The sequence below is a fragment of the Noviherbaspirillum galbum genome (assembly GCF_010974945.1).
Lineage (GTDB): Bacteria > Pseudomonadota > Gammaproteobacteria > Burkholderiales > Burkholderiaceae_D > Noviherbaspirillum > Noviherbaspirillum galbum.
In genome coordinates this window covers 120,619-146,062 of record NZ_JAAIVB010000079.1, presented here as the reverse complement: position 1 = coordinate 146,062, position 25,444 = coordinate 120,619, and the positions used below count along the sequence as shown (strand labels likewise).

Annotated in this window: 26 protein-coding genes; 11 read left to right on the top strand and 15 right to left on the bottom strand. The window is 65.6% G+C overall.

What is annotated here, in order from left to right:
• Positions 1–14 precede the first annotated feature (14 nt).
• From G3574_RS25145 to G3574_RS25130, 4 genes are all read right to left on the bottom strand, one after another.
• A complete protein-coding gene (locus G3574_RS25145; protein ID WP_163968306.1) occupies positions 15–410 on the bottom strand; it encodes a methylglyoxal synthase in 396 nt (131 codons plus the stop codon).
• Between the two features lie 32 nt (positions 411–442).
• Positions 443–1,222 carry an SDR family oxidoreductase gene (locus tag G3574_RS25140; RefSeq protein ID WP_163968305.1) on the bottom strand — a complete coding sequence of 260 codons (780 nt, stop codon included), beginning with the start codon at positions 1,220–1,222 and terminating at the stop codon, positions 443–445.
• An 18-nt stretch (positions 1,223–1,240) separates the two neighbouring features.
• Positions 1,241–2,149 (bottom strand): DMT family transporter, encoded by a 909-nt coding sequence (locus tag G3574_RS25135; protein WP_163968304.1) that lies wholly within the window; start codon positions 2,147–2,149, stop codon positions 1,241–1,243.
• Between the two features lie 464 nt (positions 2,150–2,613).
• The gene (locus G3574_RS25130) at positions 2,614–4,275 is read right to left on the bottom strand and encodes a helicase HerA-like domain-containing protein (RefSeq protein WP_163968303.1); all 1,662 of its coding nucleotides are present in this window, start codon (positions 4,273–4,275) and stop codon (positions 2,614–2,616) included.
• A 213-nt stretch (positions 4,276–4,488) separates the two neighbouring features.
• Between G3574_RS25130 and G3574_RS25125 the strand changes: the two genes are divergently transcribed.
• The 11 genes from G3574_RS25125 (at position 4,489) to G3574_RS25075 (ending at position 13,543) form a co-directional block, all read left to right on the top strand.
• Positions 4,489–5,214 (top strand): YebC/PmpR family DNA-binding transcriptional regulator, encoded by a 726-nt coding sequence (locus G3574_RS25125; protein WP_163968302.1) that lies wholly within the window; start codon positions 4,489–4,491, stop codon positions 5,212–5,214.
• Between the two features lie 110 nt (positions 5,215–5,324).
• On the top strand, positions 5,325–6,599 hold the full coding sequence (purD, locus tag G3574_RS25120; RefSeq protein ID WP_163968301.1) for a phosphoribosylamine--glycine ligase: 1,275 nt from the start codon (positions 5,325–5,327) through the stop codon (positions 6,597–6,599).
• Positions 6,600–6,695: 96 nt separating this feature from the next.
• Complete coding sequence (gene hemF / locus G3574_RS25115; RefSeq protein WP_163968300.1) at positions 6,696–7,619, top strand: oxygen-dependent coproporphyrinogen oxidase; 924 nt, start codon at positions 6,696–6,698, stop codon at positions 7,617–7,619.
• Positions 7,616–8,368 (top strand): nicotinate-nucleotide adenylyltransferase, encoded by a 753-nt coding sequence (locus tag G3574_RS25110; RefSeq protein WP_163968299.1) that lies wholly within the window; start codon positions 7,616–7,618, stop codon positions 8,366–8,368. Before hemF ends, G3574_RS25110 begins: the two co-directional genes overlap by 4 nt.
• On the top strand, positions 8,317–8,973 hold the full coding sequence (gene rsfS / locus G3574_RS25105; RefSeq protein ID WP_163968298.1) for a ribosome silencing factor: 657 nt from the start codon (positions 8,317–8,319) through the stop codon (positions 8,971–8,973). The genes G3574_RS25110 and rsfS overlap by 52 nt, the downstream gene beginning before the upstream one ends.
• An 8-nt stretch (positions 8,974–8,981) precedes the next feature.
• Entirely contained in the window at positions 8,982–9,452 is a 471-nt protein-coding gene (rlmH, locus tag G3574_RS25100) for a 23S rRNA (pseudouridine(1915)-N(3))-methyltransferase RlmH (RefSeq protein ID WP_163968297.1), read from the top strand.
• A gap of 6 nt (positions 9,453–9,458) precedes the next feature.
• Positions 9,459–10,079, top strand: a complete 621-nt coding sequence (locus G3574_RS25095) for a Maf family protein (protein ID WP_163968296.1) — start codon at positions 9,459–9,461, stop codon at positions 10,077–10,079.
• Positions 10,076–11,545: a ribonuclease G gene (gene rng / locus G3574_RS25090; protein ID WP_163968295.1), complete on the top strand. Its 1,470-nt coding sequence runs from the start codon at positions 10,076–10,078 to the stop codon at positions 11,543–11,545. The genes G3574_RS25095 and rng overlap by 4 nt, the downstream gene beginning before the upstream one ends.
• Before the next feature lie 16 nt (positions 11,546–11,561).
• Complete coding sequence (locus tag G3574_RS25085) at positions 11,562–11,972, top strand: TOBE domain-containing protein (RefSeq protein WP_163968294.1); 411 nt, start codon at positions 11,562–11,564, stop codon at positions 11,970–11,972.
• Between the two features lie 7 nt (positions 11,973–11,979).
• Positions 11,980–12,672, top strand: coding sequence for a molybdate ABC transporter permease subunit (gene modB / locus G3574_RS25080; RefSeq protein WP_163968293.1), 693 nt, complete (start codon positions 11,980–11,982; stop codon positions 12,670–12,672).
• Positions 12,665–13,543 (top strand): ABC transporter ATP-binding protein, encoded by an 879-nt coding sequence (locus G3574_RS25075; RefSeq protein ID WP_163968292.1) that lies wholly within the window; start codon positions 12,665–12,667, stop codon positions 13,541–13,543. The genes modB and G3574_RS25075 overlap by 8 nt, the downstream gene beginning before the upstream one ends.
• Before the next feature lie 451 nt (positions 13,544–13,994).
• Here the strand turns inward: G3574_RS25075 and aspS are convergent, their stop codons facing one another.
• The 11 genes from aspS to G3574_RS25020 all read right to left on the bottom strand — a co-directional run bounded on the left by aspS (position 13,995) and on the right by G3574_RS25020 (position 25,412).
• A complete protein-coding gene (aspS, locus tag G3574_RS25070; protein ID WP_163968291.1) occupies positions 13,995–15,803 on the bottom strand; it encodes an aspartate--tRNA ligase in 1,809 nt (602 codons plus the stop codon).
• Positions 15,804–15,884: 81 nt separating this feature from the next.
• Positions 15,885–16,517 (bottom strand): DUF502 domain-containing protein, encoded by a 633-nt coding sequence (locus G3574_RS25065; RefSeq protein ID WP_163968419.1) that lies wholly within the window; start codon positions 16,515–16,517, stop codon positions 15,885–15,887.
• Positions 16,518–16,584: 67 nt separating this feature from the next.
• Entirely contained in the window at positions 16,585–16,893 is a 309-nt protein-coding gene (locus G3574_RS25060; protein WP_163968290.1) for an FmdB family zinc ribbon protein, read from the bottom strand.
• A gap of 203 nt (positions 16,894–17,096) precedes the next feature.
• On the bottom strand, positions 17,097–18,608 hold the full coding sequence (locus tag G3574_RS25055; RefSeq protein WP_163968289.1) for a TRAP transporter large permease subunit: 1,512 nt from the start codon (positions 18,606–18,608) through the stop codon (positions 17,097–17,099).
• Positions 18,605–19,135 (bottom strand): TRAP transporter small permease subunit, encoded by a 531-nt coding sequence (locus G3574_RS25050; protein ID WP_163968418.1) that lies wholly within the window; start codon positions 19,133–19,135, stop codon positions 18,605–18,607. Before G3574_RS25050 ends, G3574_RS25055 begins: the two co-directional genes overlap by 4 nt.
• 19 nt (positions 19,136–19,154) lie before the next feature.
• Complete coding sequence (locus tag G3574_RS25045; protein ID WP_163968288.1) at positions 19,155–20,636, bottom strand: sodium:solute symporter family protein; 1,482 nt, start codon at positions 20,634–20,636, stop codon at positions 19,155–19,157.
• Between the two features lie 246 nt (positions 20,637–20,882).
• Positions 20,883–22,457 carry a ubiquinone biosynthesis regulatory protein kinase UbiB gene (gene ubiB / locus G3574_RS25040; protein ID WP_163968287.1) on the bottom strand — a complete coding sequence of 525 codons (1,575 nt, stop codon included), beginning with the start codon at positions 22,455–22,457 and terminating at the stop codon, positions 20,883–20,885.
• On the bottom strand, positions 22,457–23,053 hold the full coding sequence (locus G3574_RS25035) for a ubiquinone biosynthesis accessory factor UbiJ (protein ID WP_163968286.1): 597 nt from the start codon (positions 23,051–23,053) through the stop codon (positions 22,457–22,459). The genes ubiB and G3574_RS25035 overlap by 1 nt, the downstream gene beginning before the upstream one ends.
• 101 nt (positions 23,054–23,154) lie before the next feature.
• A complete protein-coding gene (locus G3574_RS25030; protein WP_163968285.1) occupies positions 23,155–24,099 on the bottom strand; it encodes a Tim44 domain-containing protein in 945 nt (314 codons plus the stop codon).
• A 60-nt stretch (positions 24,100–24,159) separates the two neighbouring features.
• Positions 24,160–24,894, bottom strand: a complete 735-nt coding sequence (gene ubiE / locus G3574_RS25025; protein WP_163968284.1) for a bifunctional demethylmenaquinone methyltransferase/2-methoxy-6-polyprenyl-1,4-benzoquinol methylase UbiE — start codon at positions 24,892–24,894, stop codon at positions 24,160–24,162.
• A 104-nt stretch (positions 24,895–24,998) separates the two neighbouring features.
• Entirely contained in the window at positions 24,999–25,412 is a 414-nt protein-coding gene (locus tag G3574_RS25020) for a gamma-butyrobetaine hydroxylase-like domain-containing protein (protein WP_163968283.1), read from the bottom strand.
• Positions 25,413–25,444: the final 32 nt, after the last annotated feature.

Sequence of the window (25,444 nt, the reverse complement as noted above, 5' to 3'; positions counted from 1 at the left end):
CGCTTGGTTGAGTGCTAGTTATGGGAATGGTGGTGATGCGGAACGAGCTGCGCCAGCAGCATGGTCGCCGAAGCGACGTTGGTGGCGCAAGGAATGTTATGAACGTCGCAGGCGCGCACCAGCGCGTTGATGTCCGGCTCGTGCGGCTGCGGGGTCATGGGATCGCGCAGGAAGATCACGCAATCCACCTTGCCCTCGGCGAGTTCGGCGCCGATCTGCAGGTCGCCTCCGGACGGCCCGGACAGCTTGCGTTCCACCGTCAGCCCGACTTCCTGCGCCAGGCGCTTGCCGGTGGTGCCGGTGGCGACCAGATTGCACTGCCGCAGCAGGTCGGCATGCTTCGAGGCCAGTTCGACCATCTCGTCCTTCTTGTGGTCGTGCGCGATCAGGGCGATACGCTTCTTTGCCACGTTCCTTCTCCTGGGTTGAGCAACGGTTCGGTTCAGTAGGTGCCGGGGTAGTTGCCGCCGTCCAGCAGCACGTTCTGCCCTGTCATGTAGCCGGCCTGCATGCTGCAGAGGAAGGCGCAGACGGCGCCGAATTCCTCTGCCGTGCCGAAGCGCTGCGCCGGGATCTGCTTGCGCCGCGCGTCCATCACCTCGTCCAGCGGCTTGCCGCTCGAGGTCGCGGCCGCGCCCATGGTTTTCTTGAGCCGGTCGGTATCGAACTGGCCGGGCAGCAGGTTGTTGATGGTGACGCCGCGCGCCACCGTCTTGCGCGCCAGGCCGGCGACGAAGCCGGTCAGGCCGGAGCGGGCGCCGTTTGACAGGCCGAGGATGTCGATCGGCGCCTTCACCGAGCTGGAGGTGATGTTGACGATGCGTCCGAAACCGCGATCCATCATGCCGTCCACCGTCGCCTTGATGAGCTCGATGGGCGTGAGCATGTTGGCGTCGACCGCGGCGATCCAGTCGTCTCGCGTCCAGTTACGGAAGTCGCCGGGCGGCGGACCGCCGGCGTTGGTGACGACGATGTCCGGCTGCGGACACGCCGCCAGCGCCAGCGCCCGGCCTTCAGGCGTGGTGATGTCGCAGGCGACCGCCGTGACGGTTGCGCCATGCCGGCGCCGGATGTCCTCGGCCGTCGCCTCCAGCGCCTCGGCGGTGCGCGCCACGATGGTCACGTGCACGCCTTCGCCGGCCAGCGCCTCCGCGCAACCCCGTCCCAGCCCCTTGCTCGCGCCGCATACCAGCGCCCGTTTTCCGCGAATGCCAAGATCCATGAATTTCTCCTCGATGCCTCAAGTCTTTTTTCTGGACAGTAAATATATTCCCGCCAGCACCAGCGCCGTGCCCGCAAGCTGGATGCCGGTGACCGGTTCGCCGAGCACCGCGTATCCCAGGAACAGCGTGGATACCGGGCCGATCATGCCAGCCTGCGACGCCGTCGGCGCGCCGATCCGCGCGACCGCGATCATGGTCAGGAACACCGGCAGCACCGTGCACAGCACCGCGTTCAGGAGGGACAAGCCATACACCGCCTGCGGCTGCACCAGCAGCGACACCGGCCGCAGCAGGAAGAACTGCGCGATGCAGGCCACGCTAGAGACGCACATCGCATAGGCTACGAGGCGCATCGCGCCGACCTTCCGCACCAGTTCCCCGGACAGCAGCAGATACACCGCATACGATACCGCACTCCCGAGCACGAAGCCGCCGCCCAGCATGACGTTGCTGCCGCCCAGGCGCACGTCATGCACGAACACCAGCACCGTGCCGGCGTAAGCCGTGGACAGCGCCAGCCACTCGAGCGGGGAAATCTTTTTCTTCAGGAAGACCAGCGAAATCAGGAGCACGAAGGATGGCGTCAGGAACAGGATCAGCCGCTCCAGCCCCGCCGAGATGTATTGCAGCCCGAGAAAATCCAGGAAGCTGGACAGGTAGTATCCCAGCAGCCCCAGCAGCATGATCTTGAACAGCATGCCCTTGTCCAGCGCCGGCGCGGACCGCGACTGCCAGAACGCGATGACCGCGAAGAACGGCAGGGAAAACATCATCCGGAAGGCGATCAGGGTCACCGCATCCACCTGGTAGCGGTAGATCAGCTTGGCGACGATGGCCTTCGCCGAAAACAGGACGGCACCGACGATGGCGATCGCCAGTCCGGATAGATAGGACTCGCGAACGGTTGGAAGGGAAGCGGATGTCATCCGGGGATTTTACGCCGGGATGGGAATTCCATCTTGGGCGGAGGGCGTTCCTGCTGGCGGCAAGGCAGTTCGCGGACTCGCAACGTGCATTGCGCTAGACGGCCGAAATGGGATTCCCGCCTCCGCGGGAATGACAGGGGTAGGCGGGAATGAAAGGAGTAGAGTTTGGTGCTCCCCGTAGTCGGAACAGGCTTGAGTCATGCCGATGCGGCAGGAGGTCGAGCCGCCACCTGCCTTTCAGGTGCTTACCACCGTGGAGGACGGCATCCGCTCAAACCATCTAACGAGGTCGCTCGGAGTGGCTACCACATGGGGGTTGGAGCGGCTTTCTTGGGGTACTTTCGTGGGGCCCGCCCAGGGGCCGCTGCCAAAGAAAATGCCTGGGCCACCGGGACCAGCCCCGGCAAGTCCCCACGGAGTGGGAACCGCAACCGGGTCACCGGAGAAACGCGCGCAACCCCTCCCTACTTCTTGAGAATCGACCCCAACACCCCCCGGATGATCTCCCGTCCCACCTGCGACCCGATGGACCGCGCCGCCGACTTCACCATGGCTTCCACCATGGTGTCCTTGCGCCGTGCAATGCCGCTGCCGCCGAACAATCCCCCCATCATGTCGCGCACCGAGTCTCCGATGGACGGTCCGGCCGGCTGGGCGGGCGGCGGCGCGTATTGCGGCTCGGGCTGTGGCGGCGGAGCCCGGCGGGATTCGGATGCCTGCGGCTGTTGGGGCGGCTCGCCCGCCTCTGCCGCAGGCGGAGTCTGTTGCGGCCGCTGCGCCTGCGCCCCCGGCGGGACCGGCGAAGCCTGTCGCTGCGCCCGCGCCTGCTGCGGCGTCGGCATCTTGGCCTCGACCCGGCCGCGCAGCTTCTCGAAAGCGGACTCCCGGTCCACCGCCTGCTCGTACACGCCGGCGACGAGCGAATTCGCCATCAGGTCGCGCCGCTCCTCGTCGGTGATCGGGCCGATCTGCGACGCCGGCGGAATGACGTAGGCCCGCTCCACGACGTTCGGCCGCCCCTTCTCGTCGAGGAAGGACACCAGCGCCTCCCCCACGCCGAGCTCGGTGATGACCTGGGCCGTGTCGAGCTTGGGATTGGCGCGGAAGGTCTGGGCGGCTGCCTGCACCGCCTTCTGGTCGCGCGGCGTGAAGGCGCGCAGGGCGTGCTGGACGCGGTTGCCGAGCTGGCCGAGCACGGTGTCGGGGATGTCCAGCGGATTCTGGGTCACGAAATACACGCCCACGCCCTTGGAGCGGATCAGGCGCACCACCTGCTCGATCTTTTGCAGCAGGGCCTTGGGCGCTTCGTTGAACAGCAGGTGGGCTTCGTCGAAGAAGAATGCCAGCTTGGGTTTCTCGAGGTCGCCCACTTCCGGCAGGTGCTCGAACAGCTCGGAAAGCATCCAGAGCAGGAACACCGCGTAGAGGCGCGGCGAATTCATCAGCTGGTCGGCGGCCAGGATGTTGATCACGCCACGGCCGTAGGAATCGGTCTGCATGAAGTCTTCGATGTTGAGCATCGGCTCGCCGAAGAACTTGTCGCCGCCCTGCTCCTCGATGGCGATCAGGCCGCGCTGGATGGCGCCGATGCTGGCGGCGGAAATGTTGCCGTACTCGGTCTGCAGGTCGGCGGCGTTCTCGCCGACGTGCTGGAGCATGGCGCGCAGGTCCTTGAGGTCGAGCAGAAGCAGGCCGTGGTCGTCCGCCACCTTGAACACGAGCTGCAGCACTCCCTGCTGGACCTCGTTGAGGTTGAGCATGCGCGCCAGCAACAGGGGGCCGAGGTCGGAAACGGTGGCCCGCACCGGATGCCCCTTCTCGCCGAACACGTCCCAGAACGTCACCGGGCAGCCAACCCATTGCGGCGCCTCGAGCTGGAGCAGGTCGAGGCGCTCCTGGATGCGCGGCGTCGGCAGGCCGGCCTTGGCCAGGCCGGAAAGATCGCCCTTGACGTCGGCCATGAAGACCGGCACCCCGATGTTGGACAGCGACTCGGCCATGATCTGCAGCGTGACGGTCTTGCCGGTGCCGGTGGCGCCGGTGATGGCGCCGTGCCGGTTGGCGAGACCGGGCAGCAGGAACAGATCCTGGTGTTCGTTCTTGGCGATAAGTAGGGGATTTGGCATGCTCTCTCGACTTTGGCAAGGCGGCCAGCGGGTGGCCGGGGGTTTTGGGGAGGGTGCAGTATGGTAAAATTGTAGATTGATTTCGGGCTTTTCACAGCTTGCAAAATTGGATTCCGGAACCTCTTCAAGGTTTCTCAGGGGACGGCCGCCACCGCGGCCCGGGAATCCAGGCAGGCCTGCCCTCCTTCCTCATTCATTTCCGGGAATTCTGTCATGGCTGGACATAGCAAGTGGGCCAATATCAAGCATAAAAAGGCGGCGACCGACGCCAAGCGCGGCAAGATCTGGACGCGCCTGATCAAGGAAATCACCGTGGCGGCCCGCATGGGCGGCGGCGACATCGCCACCAACCCGCGCCTGCGGCTGGCGGTGGACAAGGCGGCTGACGCCAACATGCCCAAGGACAACGTGACCCGCGCCATCCAGCGTGGCACCGGCGGCCTGGAAGGCGCCAACTATGAAGAAATCCGCTACGAAGGCTACGGCATCAACGGCGCCGCCATCATCGTCGATTGCATGACCGACAACCGGGTGCGCACCGTGGCCGAAGTGCGCCACGCCTTCTCCAAGTTCGGCGGCAACATGGGCACCGAGGGCTCGGTCGCCTTCCTGTTCAAGCACTGCGGCCAGCTGCTGTTCGCCCCGGGCACCGATGAAGACAAGCTGATGGAAGCCGCGCTCGAGGCCGGCGCCGAGGACGTGGTCACCGACGACGAAGGCGGCATCGAGGTCCTCACCCCGCCCCACGATTTCAGCGCGGTCAAGGATGCCCTCGAGAAAGCCGGCTTCAAGGCAGAGATGGCCGAGGTCACGATGAAGCCCGCGACCGAAACCGAATTCACCGGCGACGATGCACAGCGCATGCAGAAGCTGCTCGACGCGCTGGAAAATCTCGACGACGTGCAGGAGGTCTATACCAATGCCGTCATCGGGGAGTAAGCCGGTCCGGCCTGCCGTCCGATCCGTTTCATCCGTGTCATCCGCTGCATTCATCAGTACCCGGCGCCGGCCAGGTTTCTCCACCGGCGCCACTCAATGAGCCTTACCCCATGAAAATTCTCGTAGTCGGCTCAGGTGGCCGCGAACATGCCCTGGCCTGGAAGCTTGCGCAATCCGAGCGCGTGCAAATGGTGTACGTGGCGCCCGGCAACGGCGGCACCGCCGGCGACGTCCGCCTGCAAAACATCGACATCAGCGATCCGACCTGGCTGGCCCAGTTCGCCATCAAGGAAAACATCGCCGTTACGGTGGTCGGTCCGGAAGTCCCGCTCGCGGCCGGCATCGTCAACATCTTCCGCGACCACGGCCTGAAGATCTTCGGCCCCACCCGCGAAGCGGCGCAGCTCGAAAGCTCCAAGGATTTCGCCAAGGCCTTCATGAAGCGCCACGGCATTCCCACCGCCGAATACCAGACCTTCACCGACATCGCCGCCGCGCATCGATACATCGACAGCAAGGGCGCGCCTATCGTGATCAAGGCCGACGGCCTGGCGGCCGGCAAGGGCGTGGTCGTGGCCATGAGCCTGCAGGAAGCGCATGACGCCGTGGATATGATGCTGTCCGACAACAAGCTCGGCAACGCCGGCGCGCGCGTCGTGATCGAGGAATTCCTCGCCGGCGAGGAAGCCAGCTTCATCGTCATGGTCGACGGCAAGAACATTCTGCCGCTGGCCACCAGCCAGGACCACAAGCGCCTGCAGGACAACGACGAAGGCCCGAACACCGGCGGCATGGGCGCCTACTCGCCCGCGCCCATCGTCACGCCTTCGCTGCACGCGCGCATCATGCGCGAGATCATCAACCCGACCGTGCAGGGCATGACCAAGGACGGCATTCCCTTCACCGGCTTCCTGTACGCCGGCCTGATGATCGACGCCAAGGGCAATCCCAAGACGCTCGAATTCAACTGCCGCATGGGCGATCCCGAGACCCAGCCCATCATGGCGCGCCTGAAGACCGACCTGCTCACCGTCATGGAACACGCCGTCAACGGCACGCTCGACGCGGTCGAGCTCGAGTGGGACCGCCGCACCGCGCTCGGCGTGGTGATGGCCGCCGCGGGTTATCCCGACGTGCCGCGCAAGGGCGACGTCATCACCGGCATCCCCGAGGAAACCCCGGAATGCGTGGTCTTCCATGCTGGCACCAGCCTGTCCAAGGGCCAGCTCGTCACCTCGGGCGGCCGCGTGCTGTGCGTGGTCGGCCTGGGCGACAGCGTGCGCATGGCGCAGAAGCAGGCCTACGAGACGGTCGACAAGATCCGCTTCGACGGCGCGCAGTTCCGGCGCGACATCGGCTGGCGCGCGGTCAAGCGCCCGGCCTGATCAAGGGGAAGGCAGGGCGGGATAGACGTCTCATCAAGACAGCCTGGAACGACAGGCTTACAATCCCGCCATTCCATTTCCGATTCCAGAACCATCGTGTCCAATTCTCCCCGCCCCGACGACGTCAAGGCCTACCTGCTCGGCCTGCAAACCCGCATCGTCGACGCCCTCGGGCAGCTCGACGGCAAGACTTTCCTCACCGATGCCTGGGAACGCCCGGCCGGCGCGGGCCCGATCGCAGGCGGCGGCATCTCGCGCATCCTCGAAGAAGGCAATGTGCTCGAGCGCGGCGGCGTCGGCTTCTCGCATGTCAGCGGCAGCAGCCTGCCGCCGTCCGCCGCGGCCAACCGCCCCGACATCGCCGGCCGCGCATGGGAAGCCATGGGCGTGTCGCTGGTGATGCATCCGCGCAATCCCTACACGCCGACGGCGCACATGAACGTGCGCTTCTTCACCGCCACGGCGCCGGACAAGGAACCGGTGTGGTGGTTCGGCGGCGGCATGGACCTCACGCCCTACTACGGCTTCGAGGAAGACGCGAAGCATTTTCACCAGGTCTGCCGCGACAGCGTCGCGCCCTTCGGCGAGAACCTGTACCCGCGTTTCAAGACCTGGTGCGACGAGTACTTCTACCTCAAGCACCGCAAGGAACCGCGCGGCGTGGGCGGCATTTTCTACGACGATTTCAATGCGCTGGATTTCGAGCAATGCTTCGCGATGATGCGCAGCGTCGGCGACGGCTTCATCGCCGCCTACCTGCCGCTGCTCGAACGGCGCAAGGACACGCCCTACGGCGAACGTGAGCGTGACTTCCAGGCCTACCGGCGCGGACGCTACGTCGAGTTCAACCTGGTGCTCGACCGCGGCACGCATTTCGGCCTGCAATCGGGCGGGCGCACCGAATCCATCCTGATGTCCATGCCGCCGGTGGTGAAGTGGCGCTACGACTGGAAGCCGGAAGCGGGCACGCCCGAAGACAAGCTCTACACCGACTTCCTGGTACACAGGGACTGGGTGTGAGGGAGGCCGCGGCCCGGCGCTGCGTCGCCGTGCTTGGCGGCAGTTTCGACCCGGTGCATGCCGGGCACCTGGCGCTGGCAAGCTATTTCGCCAAGTGGCTGGTGCCGGATGAACTGCGCATCCTGCCCGCGGGCAATCCCTGGCAGAAGCCGGCCCTCGGCGCCAGCGCGGAACATCGCGTGGCCATGGCCCGGCTGGCCTTCGGCGGGTTGGCGATGCCGGTGGTCATCGATGAACAGGAAGTCCGCCGCGACACGCCCACCTATACCATCGACACCATCCGCGAACTGAGGCAGGAACTGGGCGGGGACGCGAGCATCGCATTCATCATCGGCGCCGACCAGCTGCAGCGGCTCGACACCTGGAAAGAGTGGCGCAGCCTGTTCGACGCGACCCATCTCTGCGTGGCTTCGCGGCCCGGCTTCAACCTCGATGCCGCCAGCATTCCGGCGGAAGTGGCGCGGGAGTTCCGCCGGCGCGAAGCCAGCGCCGACCAGATGCGCGGTTCGCCGCACGGCCTGACGCACATCGCCACGGCGCTGCAGTTCGACGTTGCCGCGACGGAAATCCGTACCCTGCTCCAGGCAGGCCCGCAGGAAACAGCCAAGCCGGACGCGGCGGCGCAGGCGCAATTGCGGCGCCTGCTGCCCGACGCGGTGCTAGACTATATAAAACAACATCACTTATACGAGAACGAATGGACATCAAAAAACTGCAAGCCGTCGTCGTCGACGCCCTCGAAGACGTAAAAGCGCACGACATCAAGGTCTTCGACACCATGCACCTGACGTCGATGTTCGACCGCCTTGCGGTTGCCTCCGGCACTTCCAACCGGCAAACCAAGGCGCTGGCCGCCTCGGTACGCGACAAGGTCAAGGAAAAGGGCGGCGACATCATCAGCATCGAAGGCGAGGAAACCGGCGAATGGGTGCTGGTCGACCTGGGCGACATGGTGGTTCACATCATGCAGCCGGCCATTCGCGACTACTACCGCCTCGAGGAAATCTGGGGCGACAAGGAAGTGAAGCTCGGCGCCGCCAAGCGCAAGTCGGCCAAGGCGGCGATGGATGCCGCCGAGGAAGCGACCGAGCCGAAGAAGCGCAGCCGGGCCACCGTCAGCAGCCGCGCCACCCAGGCATCGCTCGACGACGACGACACGCCGAAGAAGCCGGCGCGCAAGGCCCCCGCCAAGAAAGCGGCGGCGAAGACGCCCCGCGTCCCGAGCGGCGGCGTGGTCAAGGTCGGCGCCCGCAAGAGCGCCGCGCCGAAGAAGGCCGCGGCGAAAACCACGGCGGCGCCCAAGCCTGCCGCCAAGCGCGCTCCCCGCAAGACCGCCAGCAAGACCGCCGAATAACGGCGCCGATGCAGCTCGTCATTGCCGCGGTCGGGCACAAGATGCCCGGCTGGATCGAGGACGGCTTCGCGGAATATGCCAAGCGCATGCCTCCCGAATGCCGCATCGCGCTCAAGGAAATCAAGCCGGTCGAACGATCGGGCAGCAAGACGGCCGAGACCGTCATGTCGGCCGAGCGCACGAAGATCGAAGCCGCGATTCCCAAGGGGTCGCGCATCATCGCCCTCGACGAACGCGGCCGCGACCTCACCACCATGCAATTGTCGCAATTGCTCACCCAGTGGCAACAAGACGGACGGGATGTTACATTCGTGATAGGTGGCGCGGATGGGCTGGATGCCGGCTTCAAGGCATCGGCCGACATGCTGGTTCGCATTTCAAGCCTGACATTGCCGCACGGAATGGTGCGGGTCCTGCTTGCGGAGCAGCTGTACCGCGCCTGGTCGATTACGCAAAACCACCCGTACCATCGGGTGTAACACCTCATGAAACCCGCTGATCACAAGTTTTACCTGGCGTCCAAGAGTCCCCGGCGCCGCGAGCTCCTGCGCCAGATCGGCGTCGAATTCGAATTGCTGATGCTGCGCGAAGCCTCTCCGCGCGGCCCCGACGTCACCGAAGCCGTCCTGCCCGGCGAGAAACCCGAAGACTATGTCGTGCGCGTCACCCGCGAAAAGGCGGAGGTGGCGAGCAAGGTCATGCTGATGCGCCGCCTCACGCCGCGTCCCGTGCTGACGGCGGATACCACCGTCGTGGTCGACGGCCGCATCCTGGGCAAGCCGGCCAACGAGGACGAGGCCATGGACATGCTGCGCGCCCTCTCCGGCCGCACCCACCAGGTGCTGACCGCGGCGACGCTGCAGCGCGACGAGCAGTCCTGGCACTTCCTGCAGGTCTCCGAAGTGCGCCTGGCCACGCTCTCGGAAAAGACCATGCGCGCCTACTGCGCCAGCGGCGAACCCTACGACAAGGCCGGCGGCTACGGCATCCAGGGCATGGCCGCCACTTTCATCGAACACATCGCCGGCAGCTACACCGGCATCATGGGCCTGCCGCTCCACGAGACCGCGCAGCTGCTCCAGCAAGCCGGCATTCCAGTGCTATGAGCGAGGACATCCTCATCAACATCACCCCGCAGGAAACGCGGGTGGCCCTGGTGCTGCAAGGCGCGGTCCAGGAACTGCACATCGAGCGCACGCTGTCGCGCGGCATGGCGGGCAACATCTACCTCGGCAAGGTGGTGAGGGTGCTGCCCGGCATGCAGTCGGCCTTCATCGACATCGGCCTGGAACGCGCCGCCTTCCTGCACGTGGCCGACATCTGGGAAGCCCGGCCGCACGACAACTCCGGGGCCAGCGGCAATCCGGCGCCCATCGAGAAGCTGCTCTACGATGGCCAGGCGATCATGGTGCAGGTCATCAAGGACCCGATCGGCACCAAGGGCGCGCGACTGTCTACCCAGATCTCCATCGCCGGCCGCATGCTGGTGTACCTGCCGCAGGATTCGCACATCGGCATTTCGCAGCGCATCGAGAACGAAGCCGAACGCGAACAGCTGCGAAGCAAGGTGCAGAAGCTGCTGCCGCCCGAGGAAAAAGGCGGCTTCATCATCCGCACCATGGCCGAGGACGCCACCGAGGCCGACCTGCAGATGGACATCGACTACCTGCGCAAAACCTGGGCCACGATCACCCAGCAAGCCAAGACGCGTCCCGCGCCTAACCTGCTTTACCAGGACCTGAACCTCGCCCAGCGCGTGCTGCGGGACTTCGTGAACGACGAGACGGCCACCATCCAGGTCGATTCCCGCGAAAACTACCAGATGCTGCAGCAGTTCGGCACAACCTACACGCCGTCGGTGCTGGCCAAGCTGGTGCACTACACCGGCGAACGGCCTCTGTTCGACCTCTACGGCGTGGAAGAGGAAATCCAGCGCGCGCTCGGCCGCCGCGTGGACCTGAAGTCCGGCGGCTACCTGATCATCGACCAGACCGAGGCGATGACCACCATCGACGTCAATACCGGCAGCTACGTCAACGGCCGCAATTTCGACGACACCATCTTCAAGACCAACCTCGAGGCGGCGCATGCCATCGCCCGCCAGCTGCGGCTGCGCAACCTGGGCGGCATCATCATCCTCGACTTCATCGACATGGAGAACGCCGACCATCGCAACGCGGTGCTGGCCGAGCTGCACAAGGCGCTGTCGCGCGACCGCACCAAGGTGTCGGTGTCCGGTTTCTCCGCGCTGGGATTGGTGGAAATGACCCGCAAGCGCACGCGCGAGTCGCTCGCGCACATCCTGTGCGAAGTCTGCCCGGCCTGCGCCGGCAAAGGCCAGGTGAAGACCGCACGCACGGTGTGCTATGAAATCCTGCGCGAACTGCTGCGCGAAGCCAAGCAGTTCAACCCGCGCGAGTTCCGCATCATGGCAGCGCAGGTCGTGGTCGACATGTTCCTGGAAGAAGAATCGCAGCACCTGGCAATGCTCGGCGACTTCATTGGCAAGCCGATTTCGCTGCAGGTCGAGTCGCTGTATCACCAGGAACAATACGACATCATCCTCATGTGAACGACCGGGGCACGCCATGAACCGACTTCCGGCCGAGATCATCGGCATCGACATGCAGGGCAGCATCGCGCTCATCGATGCCGCGGCCGGGAAGCTGCGCTTCACCGCGATGCTGGTCGGCGCGCCGCAGGAGATCGAGACCTGGCAGGCCGGCATGCCGGTGACGCTGCTGTTCAAGGAGGCGGAAGTCTCGCTGGCGCGGCATCTCTCCGGCATGATCAGCATGCGCAACCGGATTGCCGGCACCGTCACCGCCCTGGAACCGGGCAAGCTGCTGACCCGGGTGACGCTGGATGCGGAAGGGCACCGCATCGAATCGGTCATCACCACGCGTTCGGCGATCGCCCTCGGGCTGGCCATCGGCGTCGGCGCCGAGGCGCTCATCAAGGCCAATGAAGTGAGCGTGATGCCCCTGGAACAGGCCTGACCATCCGATGAGCGCGCTGACGAATCCCGATTGGCAACCTCTCTTCCTCACTTTCCGCCTCGCGGCGCTGACCACCTTCATCCTGTTCTGCATCGGCATGCCGCTGGCCTACTGGCTCGCGCATACCCGCACCCGCATCAAGCCGGTCCTCGAAACCGTGGTCAGCATGCCGCTGGTGCTGCCGCCCTCCGTCCTCGGCTTTTACCTCCTGCTGGCCTTCAGCCCCCAGAACGCCTTCGGGCAGTGGCTGCAGGCGTGGTTCCACCTCAAGCTGGTATTCAGCTTCGCGGGCATCGTGGTTGGCTCGGTCATCTTCAGCCTGCCTTTCATGGTGCAACCCATCCAGGCCGGTTTCGAATCGCTGCCGCCCTCCTTGCGCGACGCCTCGCGCACCCTTGGCAAGCCGGACCTCGTCACCCTGTTCCGGGTGCTGCTGCCCAACATCAAGCCCTCGCTGCTGTCCGGCGTGGTGCTGAGCTTCGCGCACACGATCGGCGAATTCGGCGTCATCCTGATGATCGGCGGGAACATTCCCGGCGCGACCAGGGTGGCATCCATCGCCATCTATGACGAAGTCGAAAGCCTGAACTACGGCGCCGCGAACTTCCATGCGCTGGTGCTGTTCGCGGTCACCTTCGCGATCTTGCTGACGGTCCACGCCGTCAACAAGCGCTGGCTCAAGACGGGCCGCCATGATTGAGTTCAGCCTGCGCAAATCGCTGACCGGCGCCAGCGGAATCCTGCAACTCGACGCCGCGGCGCGGCTGGAAGACCGCGGCATGGCCGCCCTGTTCGGCCCCTCAGGCGCCGGCAAGACCACGCTGCTGCGCATGCTCGCCGGCTTGACGCTGCCGGACGATGGCCGCATCGTCGTCGATGGCGAAACCTGGTACGACGCGAAGGCCAATGTCGTCCTGCCGCCGCAACGGCGCTCGGTCGGCTTCGTGTTCCAGGATCATGCGCTCTTCCCCAACATGAACGTGCGGGAAAACATTGCCTACGGCGCACCGCGCGGCGAAGACCGCTGGATCGCCGAGTTGCTGGAAATGACCGCGCTGGACCGGCTCGCCGGCCAGTTGCCGCGCACGCTGTCGGGAGGCCAGCAGCAACGGGTGGCGCTCGCCCGGGCGATTGCGCGAAAGCCGCGCCTGCTTCTGCTGGACGAAGCCTTGTCGGCGCTCGATCCTGCCCTGCGGGCGCGCCTGCAGGACGACCTGAAGGCCTTGCACGCACGCCTCGGCCTGACCACGCTCCTGGTCAGCCATGACGTCGGCGAAGTCTTCAAGCTGGCCGGCCGGGTGCTTGTGCTGGATGGCGGAAAGATCGGCCGCACCGGCACGCCGCAGCAGGTGTTCCTGCAGGAGCGCCTGTCCGGCAAGCTGAACGTCCACGCCCGCGTGCTTGCGGTGCGGCGCGAGGACGTGGTGCAGATCGTTTCCCTGCTGATCGGCCAGGACATCGTCGAGGTGATTGCCTCGGACGACGAGGTGGCCGGCATGGCCGCCGGCGACGAGGTGACGGTATCGATGAAGGCGTTCAGTCCTTTCCTGTTCGCGAAGGCGAGGTCCTGAACCGGTGCGCCGGCAGGTCGGGAGGCTGGGGCCCGATGTCGTCGTGAAGGCGTTGCGTCCCCGGTTCGCTAAATTCGAATGCCGGCGCAGCATCGTGGCCCTCGGTAGGAAAACTCCAGTCGCCGCGCGCCGGAATTTCCATTCCAGGCAGGAGAGCGGATGCCGCTCCCGGCCACATGAACCATGATGCCGGATTGTCCGGCGAGGCTTCATCGGGCGGCGGGGAAAATGACGAACTGCCATCGGGCGAAGTGCCGAGGTCAAGGGAAGGAGAAACTTGCAGCGAGCCGGCTAGAGGAGACATAGGTTATCGGGCGAGAAGGGAAAAGCGGGACCGTGGCGACGAATCATGCCGCGCACGCACCCTGCTGAGTGCCAAGCCCGCCCGGATTGTTCGCGCCGAAAAAAAGGGCGCCGCAGCGCCCTTTCGATCTTGCCGTCCCGAGCAGGCTCAGGAAGCCTTCACCGCCGGCTCGACGTTGCGCAGGCGGATATGCAGCTCGCGCAGCTGCTTCTCGTCGACTTCCGACGGCGCGTGCGTCAGCAGGCACTGCGCGCGCTGGGTCTTGGGGAAGGCGATCACGTCGCGGATGGACTCGGCGCCGGTCATCATGGTGACGATGCGGTCGAGGCCGAAGGCCAGGCCGCCATGCGGCGGCGCGCCGTACTGCAGCGCGTCCAGCAGGAAGCCGAACTTGAGCTGGGCTTCCTCGGCATCGATCTTGAGCGCGCGGAACACCTTGCTCTGCACGTCGGCGCGGTGGATACGCACCGAGCCGCCGCCGAGTTCCCAGCCGTTGAGCACCATGTCGTAGGCCTTGGCGACAGCCTTGCCCGGATCTGTTTCGAGCAGGTCTTCGTGGCCGTCCTTGGGCGCGGTGAAGGGATGGTGGGCGGCGACGTAGCGGCCGCCTTCCTCGTCGTATTCGAACATCGGGAAGTCGACAACCCACAGCGGCTTCCAGGTTTCCTCGAACAGGCCGTTCTTCTTGCCGAAGTCGCTGTGGCCGATCTTCACGCGCAGCGCGCCGATGGCGTCGTTGACGACCTTTGCCTTGTCGGCGCCGAAGAAGATCAGGTCGCCGTCCTGGGCGCCGGTCTTTTCGAGGATGGCGTTGAGCGCGGCGTCATGGATGTTCTTGACGATCGGCGATTGCAGGCCGTCGCGGCCCTTGGCGCGCTCGTTGACCTTGATGTAGGCCAGGCCCTTGGCGCCGTAGATGGCGACGAACTGGGTGTAGGCGTCGATCTCGGAACGCGGCATAGCGCCGCCGCCCGGCACGCGCAGGCCGACCACGCGGCCGCCTTCCATGGTGGCCGCGGCGGAGAAGACCTTGAAGTCCACGTCCTTCATCACGTCGGTCAGTTCGGTGAACTGCAGCTTGACGCGCATGTCGGGCTTGTCGGAACCGTAGAGGCCCATGGCTTCGGAATACTGCATGACCGGGAAGGGGTTGGGCAGCTCGACGTCGAGCACGTTCTTGAACGTGCCGCGGATCATGCCTTCGAACAGGTCGCGGATTTCCTGCTCGTTCATGAACGAGGTTTCGCAGTCGATCTGGGTGAACTCAGGCTGGCGGTCGGCGCGCAGGTCTTCGTCGCGGAAGCACTTGGTGATCTGGTAGTAGCGGTCGAAGTTCGCAACCATCAGCAGCTGCTTGAAGAGCTGCGGCGACTGCGGCAGCGCGAAGAAGTTGCCGGCGTTCACGCGGGAGGGCACGAGGTAGTCGCGCGCGCCTTCGGGCGTGGACTTGGTCAGCATCGGCGTCTCGATGTCGATGAAGCCGTTGGCGTCGAGGAACTTGCGCACTTCCATCGTGACCTTGTAGCGCAGGCGCAGGTTGTTCTGCATCTGCGGGCGGCGCAGGTCGAGCACGCGGTGCGTCAGGCGGGTGGTCTCGGAGAGATGGTCGTCGTCGAGCTGGAACGGCGGCGTGACGGACGGGTTGAGCACCTCGAGCTGCTGGGCCAGCACCTCGATCTTGCCAGAATTCAGGTTGGCGTTGGTGGTGCCTTCGGGACGGTTGCGCACGAGGCCAGTGATGCGCAGGCAGAACTCGTTGCGGACCGATTCCGCAGCCTTGAACACCTCGGGGCGGTCAGGGTCGCACACCACCTGCACCAGGCCCTCGCGGTCGCGCAGGTCGATGAAGATGACGCCGCCATGGTCGCGGCGGCGGTGCACCCAGCCGCACAGGCTGACGGTTTGGCCGAGAAGCGCCTCGGTGACGAGGCCGCAGTAATGAGTTCGCATAGACATGATGGTTTTCCGTATTGACGTTGTTGTGCTTCGGTCCCCTGCATCGGCAGGGCGGGGCCGGAGTCGGGTTGAGTGGCGCGGTCAGGACACCAGATCGGCCTTCCTGGTGGCGGACGCAGGCTTCGCATGTTCGGGAGTGACGACACCCATGGACACGATGTACTTCAGCGCCTCGTCGACGCTCATGTCGAGCTCGATCGTATCGGCCCTGGGCATCATCAGGAAGAAGCCGGAAGTCGGGTTGGGTGTGGTGGGCACATAGACGCTGATGTAGTCGCCGACGAGATGATTCTTCACATCGCCGCCCGGCGCGCCGGTGAGGAAGGCGATGGTCCAGGAACCCTGCCGCGGATACTGCACCAGCACCGCCTTGCGGAATGCATTGCCGGACGACGAGAACAGGGTATCCGACACCTGTTTCACGCTCGAGTAGATCGAATTGACCACCGGAATGCGGGTCAGCAGCCGCTCCCACCAGTAGACCACCTGCTTGCCGATGAAGTTGCGGGTCAGGAGGCCGGTGAGGAACACCACCAGCAGCGTCAGCACGGCGCCCGCGCCGGGCACGTGGAAGCCCAGCAGGGCGCCCGGCCGCCAGCTTTCCGGCAGCAGGAGCAGCGACTGGTCCATGGTGGAGATGATGAGATTCAATACCCAGGCCGTGATGACGAGGGGGACGAGAATCAGCAAGCCGGTGACGAAGTATTTGCGCATGTGTAGCCAGTTCAGGGAGGCGGCGGGCGCCTCCTGCTTCAAGATGGTTTCCCGGGGTCCGGCACGCTCAGGCGGCGGGCGCGGGAGGGGTGGCGGGCGCGGCGGACGCGCCGTCATTTGACGACGACGCGGCGCTGTCGCCGCCGGTACCGCCGCTGCCGGCGTTCTTGGCCGGAGAAGCGGTGCCGCCGCCATTATTGCGGAAATCCGTCACGTACCAGCCCGTGCCCTTGAGCTGGAAGCCGGCGGCGGTCAGCTGCTTCTTGAACGTGTCCTTTGCGCAGGAGGGGCAGGCGGTCAGCGGTGCGTCGGATATCTTTTGCAATACATCCTTGGCGAAACCGCAGCTCTCGCAACGATAAGCATAAATAGGCATGGAGAAACCCCGCAAAAATCATCCAAAACCCTGAATTATAAAGGCTTTCAGGCAGGCTTTGGATGCCTTCGAGGCAAGATCGGAAGAAGAGAGCGCGGATTTTGCGGGGCCGGAGAGAGCGGCCTTGGCGTATCGCCATCATTTTCCGGGCGGCTCCACGGCGCCAGCCCTGCCCTGCTTCCCGGAACGGCCGGCCGCTTCTCCTACCGGGCCTCGCCCTCCGGCGGCGGCAGGGAGAAAGAAGGCACGGCATTGCCTTCGCCAGGCGTTCCTTGGCTTCCTTGCGCGCCCTGGGCCTCTTCCTGCTGCCTGCGAAGCATTTCCCAGCCATCCTCCGTGCTGCCCGCATTTTCCTGCGGCGCGCTTTCCGGCGGCGAGAAGACATGGGTCATCTGTGGAAACGCCAGGACGCATCCCAGCACCACCGCCTGCGCGAAGACGTAGGGCGCGAGGGCGCGGGCCAGCGCCCGCATCGACAGCACGCCCGCCATGTCGTGGCGGATGAGCAAGACCGCGTAGCCGAGCGGCGGCAGCAGGAAACTGGCTTGCAGCATCAGCAAGGCGATCACCGACATCCAGACCGCGTCCGGCTGGCGCATCAGCAAGGGCGGCATGACGATGGGAATGACAACGAAGATGATCTCGAAGGCATCGAGCACCAGCGCCGACAGCGCCAGCACCAGCAGGACGGCGGCGAGCACCGCGGCCGGACCGCCCGGCAGGGCAAGGAGCGCGTCGGCGATCCAGCGGTCGGTGCCGAAGAGGCGCAGCACCAAGGTAAACATGGTCGCGGCGATCAGCAGCGCGAACAGGGCGCCGGACAAGGCCATGGTGTCGCGCAGCACATCCGCCATCACCTTGCGCGACAAGGTGCGGGTAGCGAAACCGTACAGGGCGAGCGCCACGCCGCCGGCGGCGGCCCCCTCCACCGCATAGAAGTAGCCGAGGGCGACCCCGGCGAGCAGGCCGACGAGGAAGAGCACGGTTGCCGCCGCGGTCAGGCGGTCGGCGGTGGTCGGCGCGGCGTCCGCCTGATCGGCGACAGGCTTCCCGCGGCGCGACATCCACCAGGCGGCGGCCATGCACAGCGCGCAGAACAGCAGCGCCGGCGGCAGCGCGCCGCGGAACAGATCCTGGGTATTGATGATGCGGGCGGCCTGGTGCGTGGCATTGACCGCTTCGGTATGCGCGCGCAGCATCGCGTCGCCGAGCAGGATGAGCACCAGCGACGGGGGAATCACCACGCCGAAGGTGCCGCCGGCGCAGATCAGGGCGGCGCTGGCCGAGGCCGGCACGCGGGCAGCGGCCAGCCTGGACTGGACGGTACGGGAAAGCATGGTCACGCTGGCGCCGACCGAGCCGTTGATCGGCGCCAGCAGCAGGCCGAGCAGCAGGCTCATGAGCTGCGGCCCGGCACCGGTGCGCTGCAGGGCGTGCGTGCCGGTATTGAACAGGATGCGCGCCAGGGGCAGCCGGTTCAGCATCGCTCCCAGGAGCACGTAGAGGGGCAAGGCTTGCAGGAGGTCTTGCTCGAGCAGGCCGATGAGACGGGGCGGCAACGCGGTCAGGACCGCCATCGAGATCACGCCGGTCGCCATGCCGAGCGCGGAAAAGGCGGCGGCCACGCCGAGCAGCACCGTCCAGGCAGGCAGGCCGGTCGCGAGCAGCAGGACGGCGACACCGAGGAGCATCCACAGGCCGGTGGTTTCGCTCATGTTCCCTCCCCCGAATCGCGCACGCCTTCACCCGGCGCGGCCGGCGCGAACAGATCGAGCAGCGCCTGCAGCAGGACCAGCAGCGCGAGCACCCAGGCCGCGACCTTGACCAGGAAATAACCCGGGTTATAGGTTTCGGGAAAGCCTTCGAGCTGCAGCACCGATTGCCAGACCGCGGGCGTGGCGGCATAGAGGATGAAGCTTGACCAGGGCAGGAGCACCAGCAGCGAGGCGGCCTTGTGCAGCCGGCGGCGCAGCGCCGGGGGATAGCGGTGGGCGATGGCATGCGCCGCCGGATGGGATTGCACACGGGTGGCATAGGTCAGGGCGGCGCTGATGTAGAACGCAAAGAGCCACTGAGCGAGGTCGTTTGCCTCGCGCGACCAGGCATGGACCAGTTCCCGCAGCGGCCATTGCAGGAAAAGCAGCAGGGAAACCGGCAGCACCAGCAAGGACGCCGCCGCCAGCAGGCGTCCCATCATGCGGTCCAGGATGGCGCGGCCCCGCTGCAATCCGGATTCGCGCATGGGCGCCACGCTTTCGTCCTCAGTGCGCCGAGTGCGAATGGACACCGACGCCCGCATGGGCATGATGCGGCTCGTGCCGGTTCTTGAGTTTCTGGGGCAGCAGCGAACCGACGATCATCCCGGCGAAGGCGGCGACCAGGCCGGCGAGCTGGGGCGGGAACTGCTCGCCGAGGCCGCTGACCTGGGGGAAGAAGAGGATCCAGGTGCCGATGCCGGCGGCCAGCGAGAAGATCGCCCCCTGGGTCGTAGACCGCTTCCAGTACAGTCCCATGGCCAGCGGCACGAATGCGCCGACCAGAGTGACCTGGTAGGCCGCGGACACGAGGTCGTAGATCGCCGTTCCCTTCATGGCGATCGCATAGGCCAGGACTAGCGCGGCGAAAATGACGATGGTGGTGCGCATGGCGAACAGCTGCTGGCGGTCGCTCATGTGCGGGCGCAGGTTCTTCAGGATGTTTTCGACGAAGCTGGTCGATGGCGCCAGCAGCGTGGCGGACGAGGTGCTCTTGATGGCCGACAGCAGCGCGCCGAAGAACAGGATCTGCATCACCAGCGGCATCTTGGTGAGCACGAAGGTGGGCAGCAGGCGCTGGTAGTCGTTCTTGGCGATGTCCAGCGCATCGGTGCCCATCACCAGCACCGCGCACGAGACGATGAACATCGGCACGAAGGCAAACAGGATGTAGCTGGCGCCACCGATGACCGCGCCGTTGCGGGCGGTCTTTTCATCCTTGGCCGACATCACGCGCTGGAACACGTCCTGCTGCGGAATGCTGCCCAGCATCATGGTCAGGCCGGCGCCGACGAAGCCGGCGATTTCGGTGAAGCTGGGCTGGGGCAGCAGCTTCCAGAGGTTCTTTTCATTCGTCATGGCGATCACCTTGCCCGCGCCCCCCGCCAGGTCGGCGGAGAAGAAGGCGATGATGGACAGTCCGACCACCAGCACGATCATCTGGATGAAATCGGTCCAGGCAACGGCGAGGAAGCCGCCGATCACGACGTAGATCAGCACCGCCAGCGTACCGACGATCATGCCCGCGGTTTCCGACATCGCGCCGTTGGTCAGCACGGAGAACACCAGGCCCAGCGCGGTGATCTGCGCCGCCACCCAGCCGAGATAGCTCAGGATGATCGCGCCGGAGCAAAAGATTTCCACGCCCTTGCCATAGCGCTGCCGGAAGAAGTCGCCGATGGTCAGCAGGTTTTGCCGGTAGAGCTTGGTGGCGAAGAACAGGCCCACGAGGATCAGGCAGGTGCCGGCGCCGAACGGGTCCTCGACGATGGCATTCAGGCCGCCCTGCACGAACTTGGCCGGAATGCCCATCACGGTCTCCGCGCCGAACCAGGTCGCGAAGGTGGTGGTGACCACCATGATCAGCGGCAGGCTGCGTCCGGCAACGGCGAAATCGCTGGTGTTCTTGATGCGCGTTCCCGCCCACACACCCAGTCCAAGCGTGCCCAGCAGGTAGAGCACGACGAAAGTGATCAGTGTGACATTCATGTCAGCAAGCCCCGTGGAAAGTGCCCCGATTATAAAGAAAATCGATGGCTGGAAGGGGTATTTTCAGGGGAGCGGGGGGATTCGCGCGGTGGGGTTTCGGACGGCAGGCGAGGGGTGAGGCGCTGAAATGGGATCCCCGCCTGCGCGGGGATGACGGAGCGTTGCGGGGGTGGCGGAGCTAGGCGCAGGTGACAGAGAGCGGCGCGGACGACATCGGCGTGCACACGAGGACAACTCCCTCTTCCCTCAATACACCCAAACCTGCCCCCGCATCAACAACAACGCAAGCAACAACCCCATCACCAACCCCGACCCAAAATAAACCAGAAACCGCAACATCCGGTTGCTGCGCTTCATTTCCTGTACCAGCTCGCGCATCATCTCGCTGGATTCCTCCGCCCGCTCCTCCACCCGCAGCTTGAGCAGCTGGTGCGCCAGGCGGGGCAACTGCGGAATGACGTTGTTCCAGTGCGGCGCTTCTTCCTTGAAGCGGGCCACCATGCCGCGCCAGCCGATCTGCTCCTGCATCCAGCGTTCGAGATAGGGCTTGGCGGTCTTCCACAGGTCGAGGTCGGGATCGAGCTGGCGGCCGAGTCCTTCGATGTTGAGCAGGGTCTTTTGCAGCAGCACGAGCTGCGGCTGGACTTCGATGTTGAAGCGGCGCGAAGTCTGGAACAGGCGCAGCAGCACCTGGCCGAAGGAGATGTCGCGCAGCGGCCGGTCGAAGATGGGTTCGCAGCAGGCGCGCACCGCCGATTCGAGCTCGTCCACGCGGGTTTCCTTCGGCGCCCAGCCCGACTCGATGTGGGCTTCGGCCACGCGCTTGTAGTCGCGGCGGAAGAAGGCGAGGAAGTTCTGGGCCAGGTAGTCCTTGTCGTAGTCGGTCAGCGTGCCGACGATGCCGAAATCGAGGGCGATGTAGCGGCCGAAGGTGGCGGGATCGATGGAGACGAGGATGTTCCCCGGATGCATGTCGGCATGGAAGAAGCCGTCGCGGAATACCTGGGTGAAGAAGATTTCCACGCCGTCGCGCGAGAGCTTGCCGAGGTCTACGCCCTCCGCCACCAGGCGGTCGATCTGCGAAATGGGGATGCCGTTCATGCGCTCCATCACGATGACCGAGGTGGAGCAGTAATCCCAGAACATTTCCGGCACGATCAGCAAATCGGAGCCGTTGAAATTGCGGCGCAGCTGGCTGGCGTTGGCGGCCTCGCGCATGAGGTCGAGCTCGTCGTGCAGGTACTTGTCGAATTCCGCGACCACCTCGCGCGGCTTCAGGCGCCGACCGTCGGCCCAGAGCTTTTCCACCCAGCCGGCGGCGAGCTGCATCAACGCGATGTCCTTCTCGATGGTGCGCTTCATGCCGGGACGCAGGACCTTGACCGCGACTTCGGTGCCATCCTTGAGGGTGGCGAAATGCACCTGGGCGATGGATGCGGACGCCACCGGCTGGCGTTCGAAGCGGGCGAACAGGCGGTCGGGATGGGCGCCGAGGGACTTCTCGATCTGCAGGATCGCGAGGTCGGGGTCGAAGGGCGGGACCCGGTCCTGCAGCCTGGCGAGTTCGTTGGCGATGTCGGGCGGCATCAGGTCGCGGCGGGTGGACAGCACCTGGCCGAACTTGACGAAGATCGGGCCGAGGTCCTCGAGCGCCTGGCGCAGGCGCACGCCGCGGGGCTGGGACAGGTCGCGCCAGAAGAACAGCATCTCGAGCAGGCGCGCGATGCGGGGCGGCGCGATGCCGGACATGGCGATGTTGTCCAGGCCATACTGGATGGCGACGCGGGTGATCTTCAGCACCCGCAACAGCTTGGAAATCATCAGCGGCTTCCTCCGCCGGAAGCCGTGCCGGCGGCGAGCCGTTCGACGCGCTTGGACAAGCGCTCCAGGTCATCCCTCAGCCTGGTCACGTCGGCGCCGAATTCCGCCACCTGCTGCGGCCGCACGAGCACGGCGCGTTCCTCTACCAGGTATTCGGCTACGTTTTCCGCCAGCTTGCGCTGGGTGGCGGCGGCGGTCGCGCCGACGCTCCTTGCGGTGGCGACGAGCCGCGTGGCGGGAATGTCACCGATGAGGCGCGCCAGGTCGTCCTCTGCTTCCCAGCGCAGGTTCTCGCTGAGGCGGGAGATGGTGTTGGCGAAATCGGCATCGCCCTCGATCTGCACGTAGGAAAACGCGCGGTCGCGGTGCTGCAGGATCATCGGAACGTCGGCCAGCTTGACGCGGATGGTGACGTGGACGGGTTCGTCCGCGCCCGCGGGCTGCACCATGCCATCGCCGGCGACCTTGAGCCGCAGCGTGGCGAGGCCGGCGTCGAACACGGCAGTCTTGCCGGCATGGCGCATGAGTTCGTTGCGCGCCCAGCTTTCCTGGGCCAGCAGGTGGTTGATCGCGGCAGAGGCGGGAGAAGAAATCATGGTCACCAAAGAAAAGCCGCCCGGGGACTCCGCGGGCGGCCTCAGTTTACCAGTTTGCGTGGCGGAAAATGCGGCAGAGCGCTCGAATGGTCAGAGACTTGTCAGGCAAGCTGCTGGATGCCGGCCAGTACCCACCCGCCCTGCCCCGACAGCGGCTTGGACAGGTTCCAGACTTCCTGGAACGGCTCGGCCGCCGCGTTTTCCGCTTCGCGGATCATGCCGGAGAAGCGCACGCTCGCGAGGTAGTCGGTCGGCGTGGTTTCGATGCCCAGCAGCTCGGCGTCCAGCGACACGACGTCGGTATTGTTGGGCGACGCGCCGCGTTCCTGCAGCTGCAGGCGCAGCTCGCCGAACATCTCGGGCGAGGTGAATTCGCGGATGTCGTTGATGTCGGCCTTGTCCCAGGCGGCCTGCAGGCGGATGAAATACGTCTTGGCATGGCGCAGGAAGCTCGGGGCGTCGAAGTCGGGGGGCACCGCCGTGCCGCCGCCGTAAGACGGCTGGGCCTGGAAGGGCTGGCCCTGCGGTTCGATGCGCCCGCTGGAATCGAGGCGCGAACCGATTTCCGGCGTGCGGACCTGTCCGTCGGCATAACTGTCCGGCGCGACGCGCGCGCTGCCGTAGTCGCCGGCATAGCCGGGCTGCGGCGCCGCGGACTTACCGCGGAACAGGCGCATCAGCAGCACCACCGCGCCGATGACGAGGGCGGCCATGAGCAGGGTGCTGATCACGCTGGCCATGGCGCCGCCAAGGCCGAAGTGCGACAGCAAGGCGCCGAGGCCGAGGCCGAGCAGCGCGCCGCCGAGGATGTTGCGCCATGGGCTGGCGGGCTTGGGCGGCAGCGGCTGGGGTGTCGCGGCGGGCGCCGGCCGGTTTGCCGGCGCGACCTGGTTGGAGGACGTGCCGGACGGCGGAGCCGCCTGGCGGCTCATCTGCGACTGGCGGCCGAAGGATCCGCCGCCGCCGAGCCGCTTCGCGTCGGCATCCGTCACGGCCGCGCCGAGCGCGGCGAACGTGACCACCAGGGTAATGAACAGCTTTTTCATGTTGCCTCCTGCGATTGATCTTGATGGCGTCCGGCCGGGCCGTTGCCTCGGACGGACTGCCTAGAGCTTGACGCCGGTATGCAAGGCGGCCACGCCGGCCGTCAGGTTGAAGTACTGCACCCGATCCAGCCCCGCCGCTTCCATCATGCTCTTGAGGGTTTCCTGGTCAGGATGCATGCGGATGGATTCCGCCAAGTAGCGGTAGCTGTCGGAGTCCTTCGCGATGCGTTCGCCCAGCCAGGGCAGGACGGAGAACGAATACACGTCGTAGGGCTTCTGCAGCGGCTCCCAGACCTTGGAAAATTCCAGCACCAGCAGCTTGCCGCCCGGCTTGAGCACCCGCTGCATCTCGGCCAGCGCCACGTCCTTGTGGGTCATGTTGCGCAGGCCGAATGCCACCGATACCCGGTCGAAATGATTGCTGGGGAACGGCAGGCGTTCGGCGTCACAGAGCAAGGTGGGGATGGCAAGGCCTTTGTTCAACAGGCGATCGCGGCCCACGCGCAGCATCGATTCGTTGATGTCGGTGAGCCAGACCTCGCCGGTCGGTCCGGCCTGCCTGGCAAAGGCCTTGGCGAGGTCGCCGGTGCCGCCGGCGATGTCGAGCACCTTGAATCCCGGCCGCACGCCCGCCTGGGCGATGGTGAAGGTTTTCCAGAGCCGGTGCAGGCCACCCGACATGAGGTCGTTCATCACGTCGTACTTGGCGGCGACGGAGTGGAACACCTCCGCGACCTTTTGTACCTTGTCTTCCTCGGCAACGGTCTGGTAGCCGAAGTGCGTCGTATTGGTCATGGGAAAGCCCTGTGGTTGGTGGGCTGCATTATACAAGTCAAGACCATGCCTGCATGGCAAGCGTTCCCTTGGACGCGATTCCCGTCATGGCGGGAAGCCGGGGATCAGTGTCCGCAGCTATGGCCGCTCCCCGCTGCCATGGGGGCGTCGCGGCCGGTTTCGCGGGTGAAGCCGGCGGCTTCGAGGCGCTGCAGGTAGTCTTCCCACAATTCCGGCTGGTTCTTGCCCAGCCAGTAGAGATAGTCCCACGAATACAGGCCGGAATCGTGGCCGTCGCTGAAGCTGGGCTTGACCGCATAGTTGCCCACGGGCTGCAGGTCGAGGAGGCCGACGCTGCGCTTGCCGGTCTGCAAGACTTCCTGTCCCTGGCCGTGGCCGCGCACTTCCGCCGACGGCGAATACACGCGCAGCAGTTCGAAGGGCAGCACGAAGGTTTCGCCGGTGTCGAAGCTCACTTCCATCGTGCGGGATTGCTTGTGGACCGTCAGCGCGGTCGGCATGGTCTTGGTATCGTCCATCGGGTGCGTATGTGGTTGGTGATCGGCGTCGG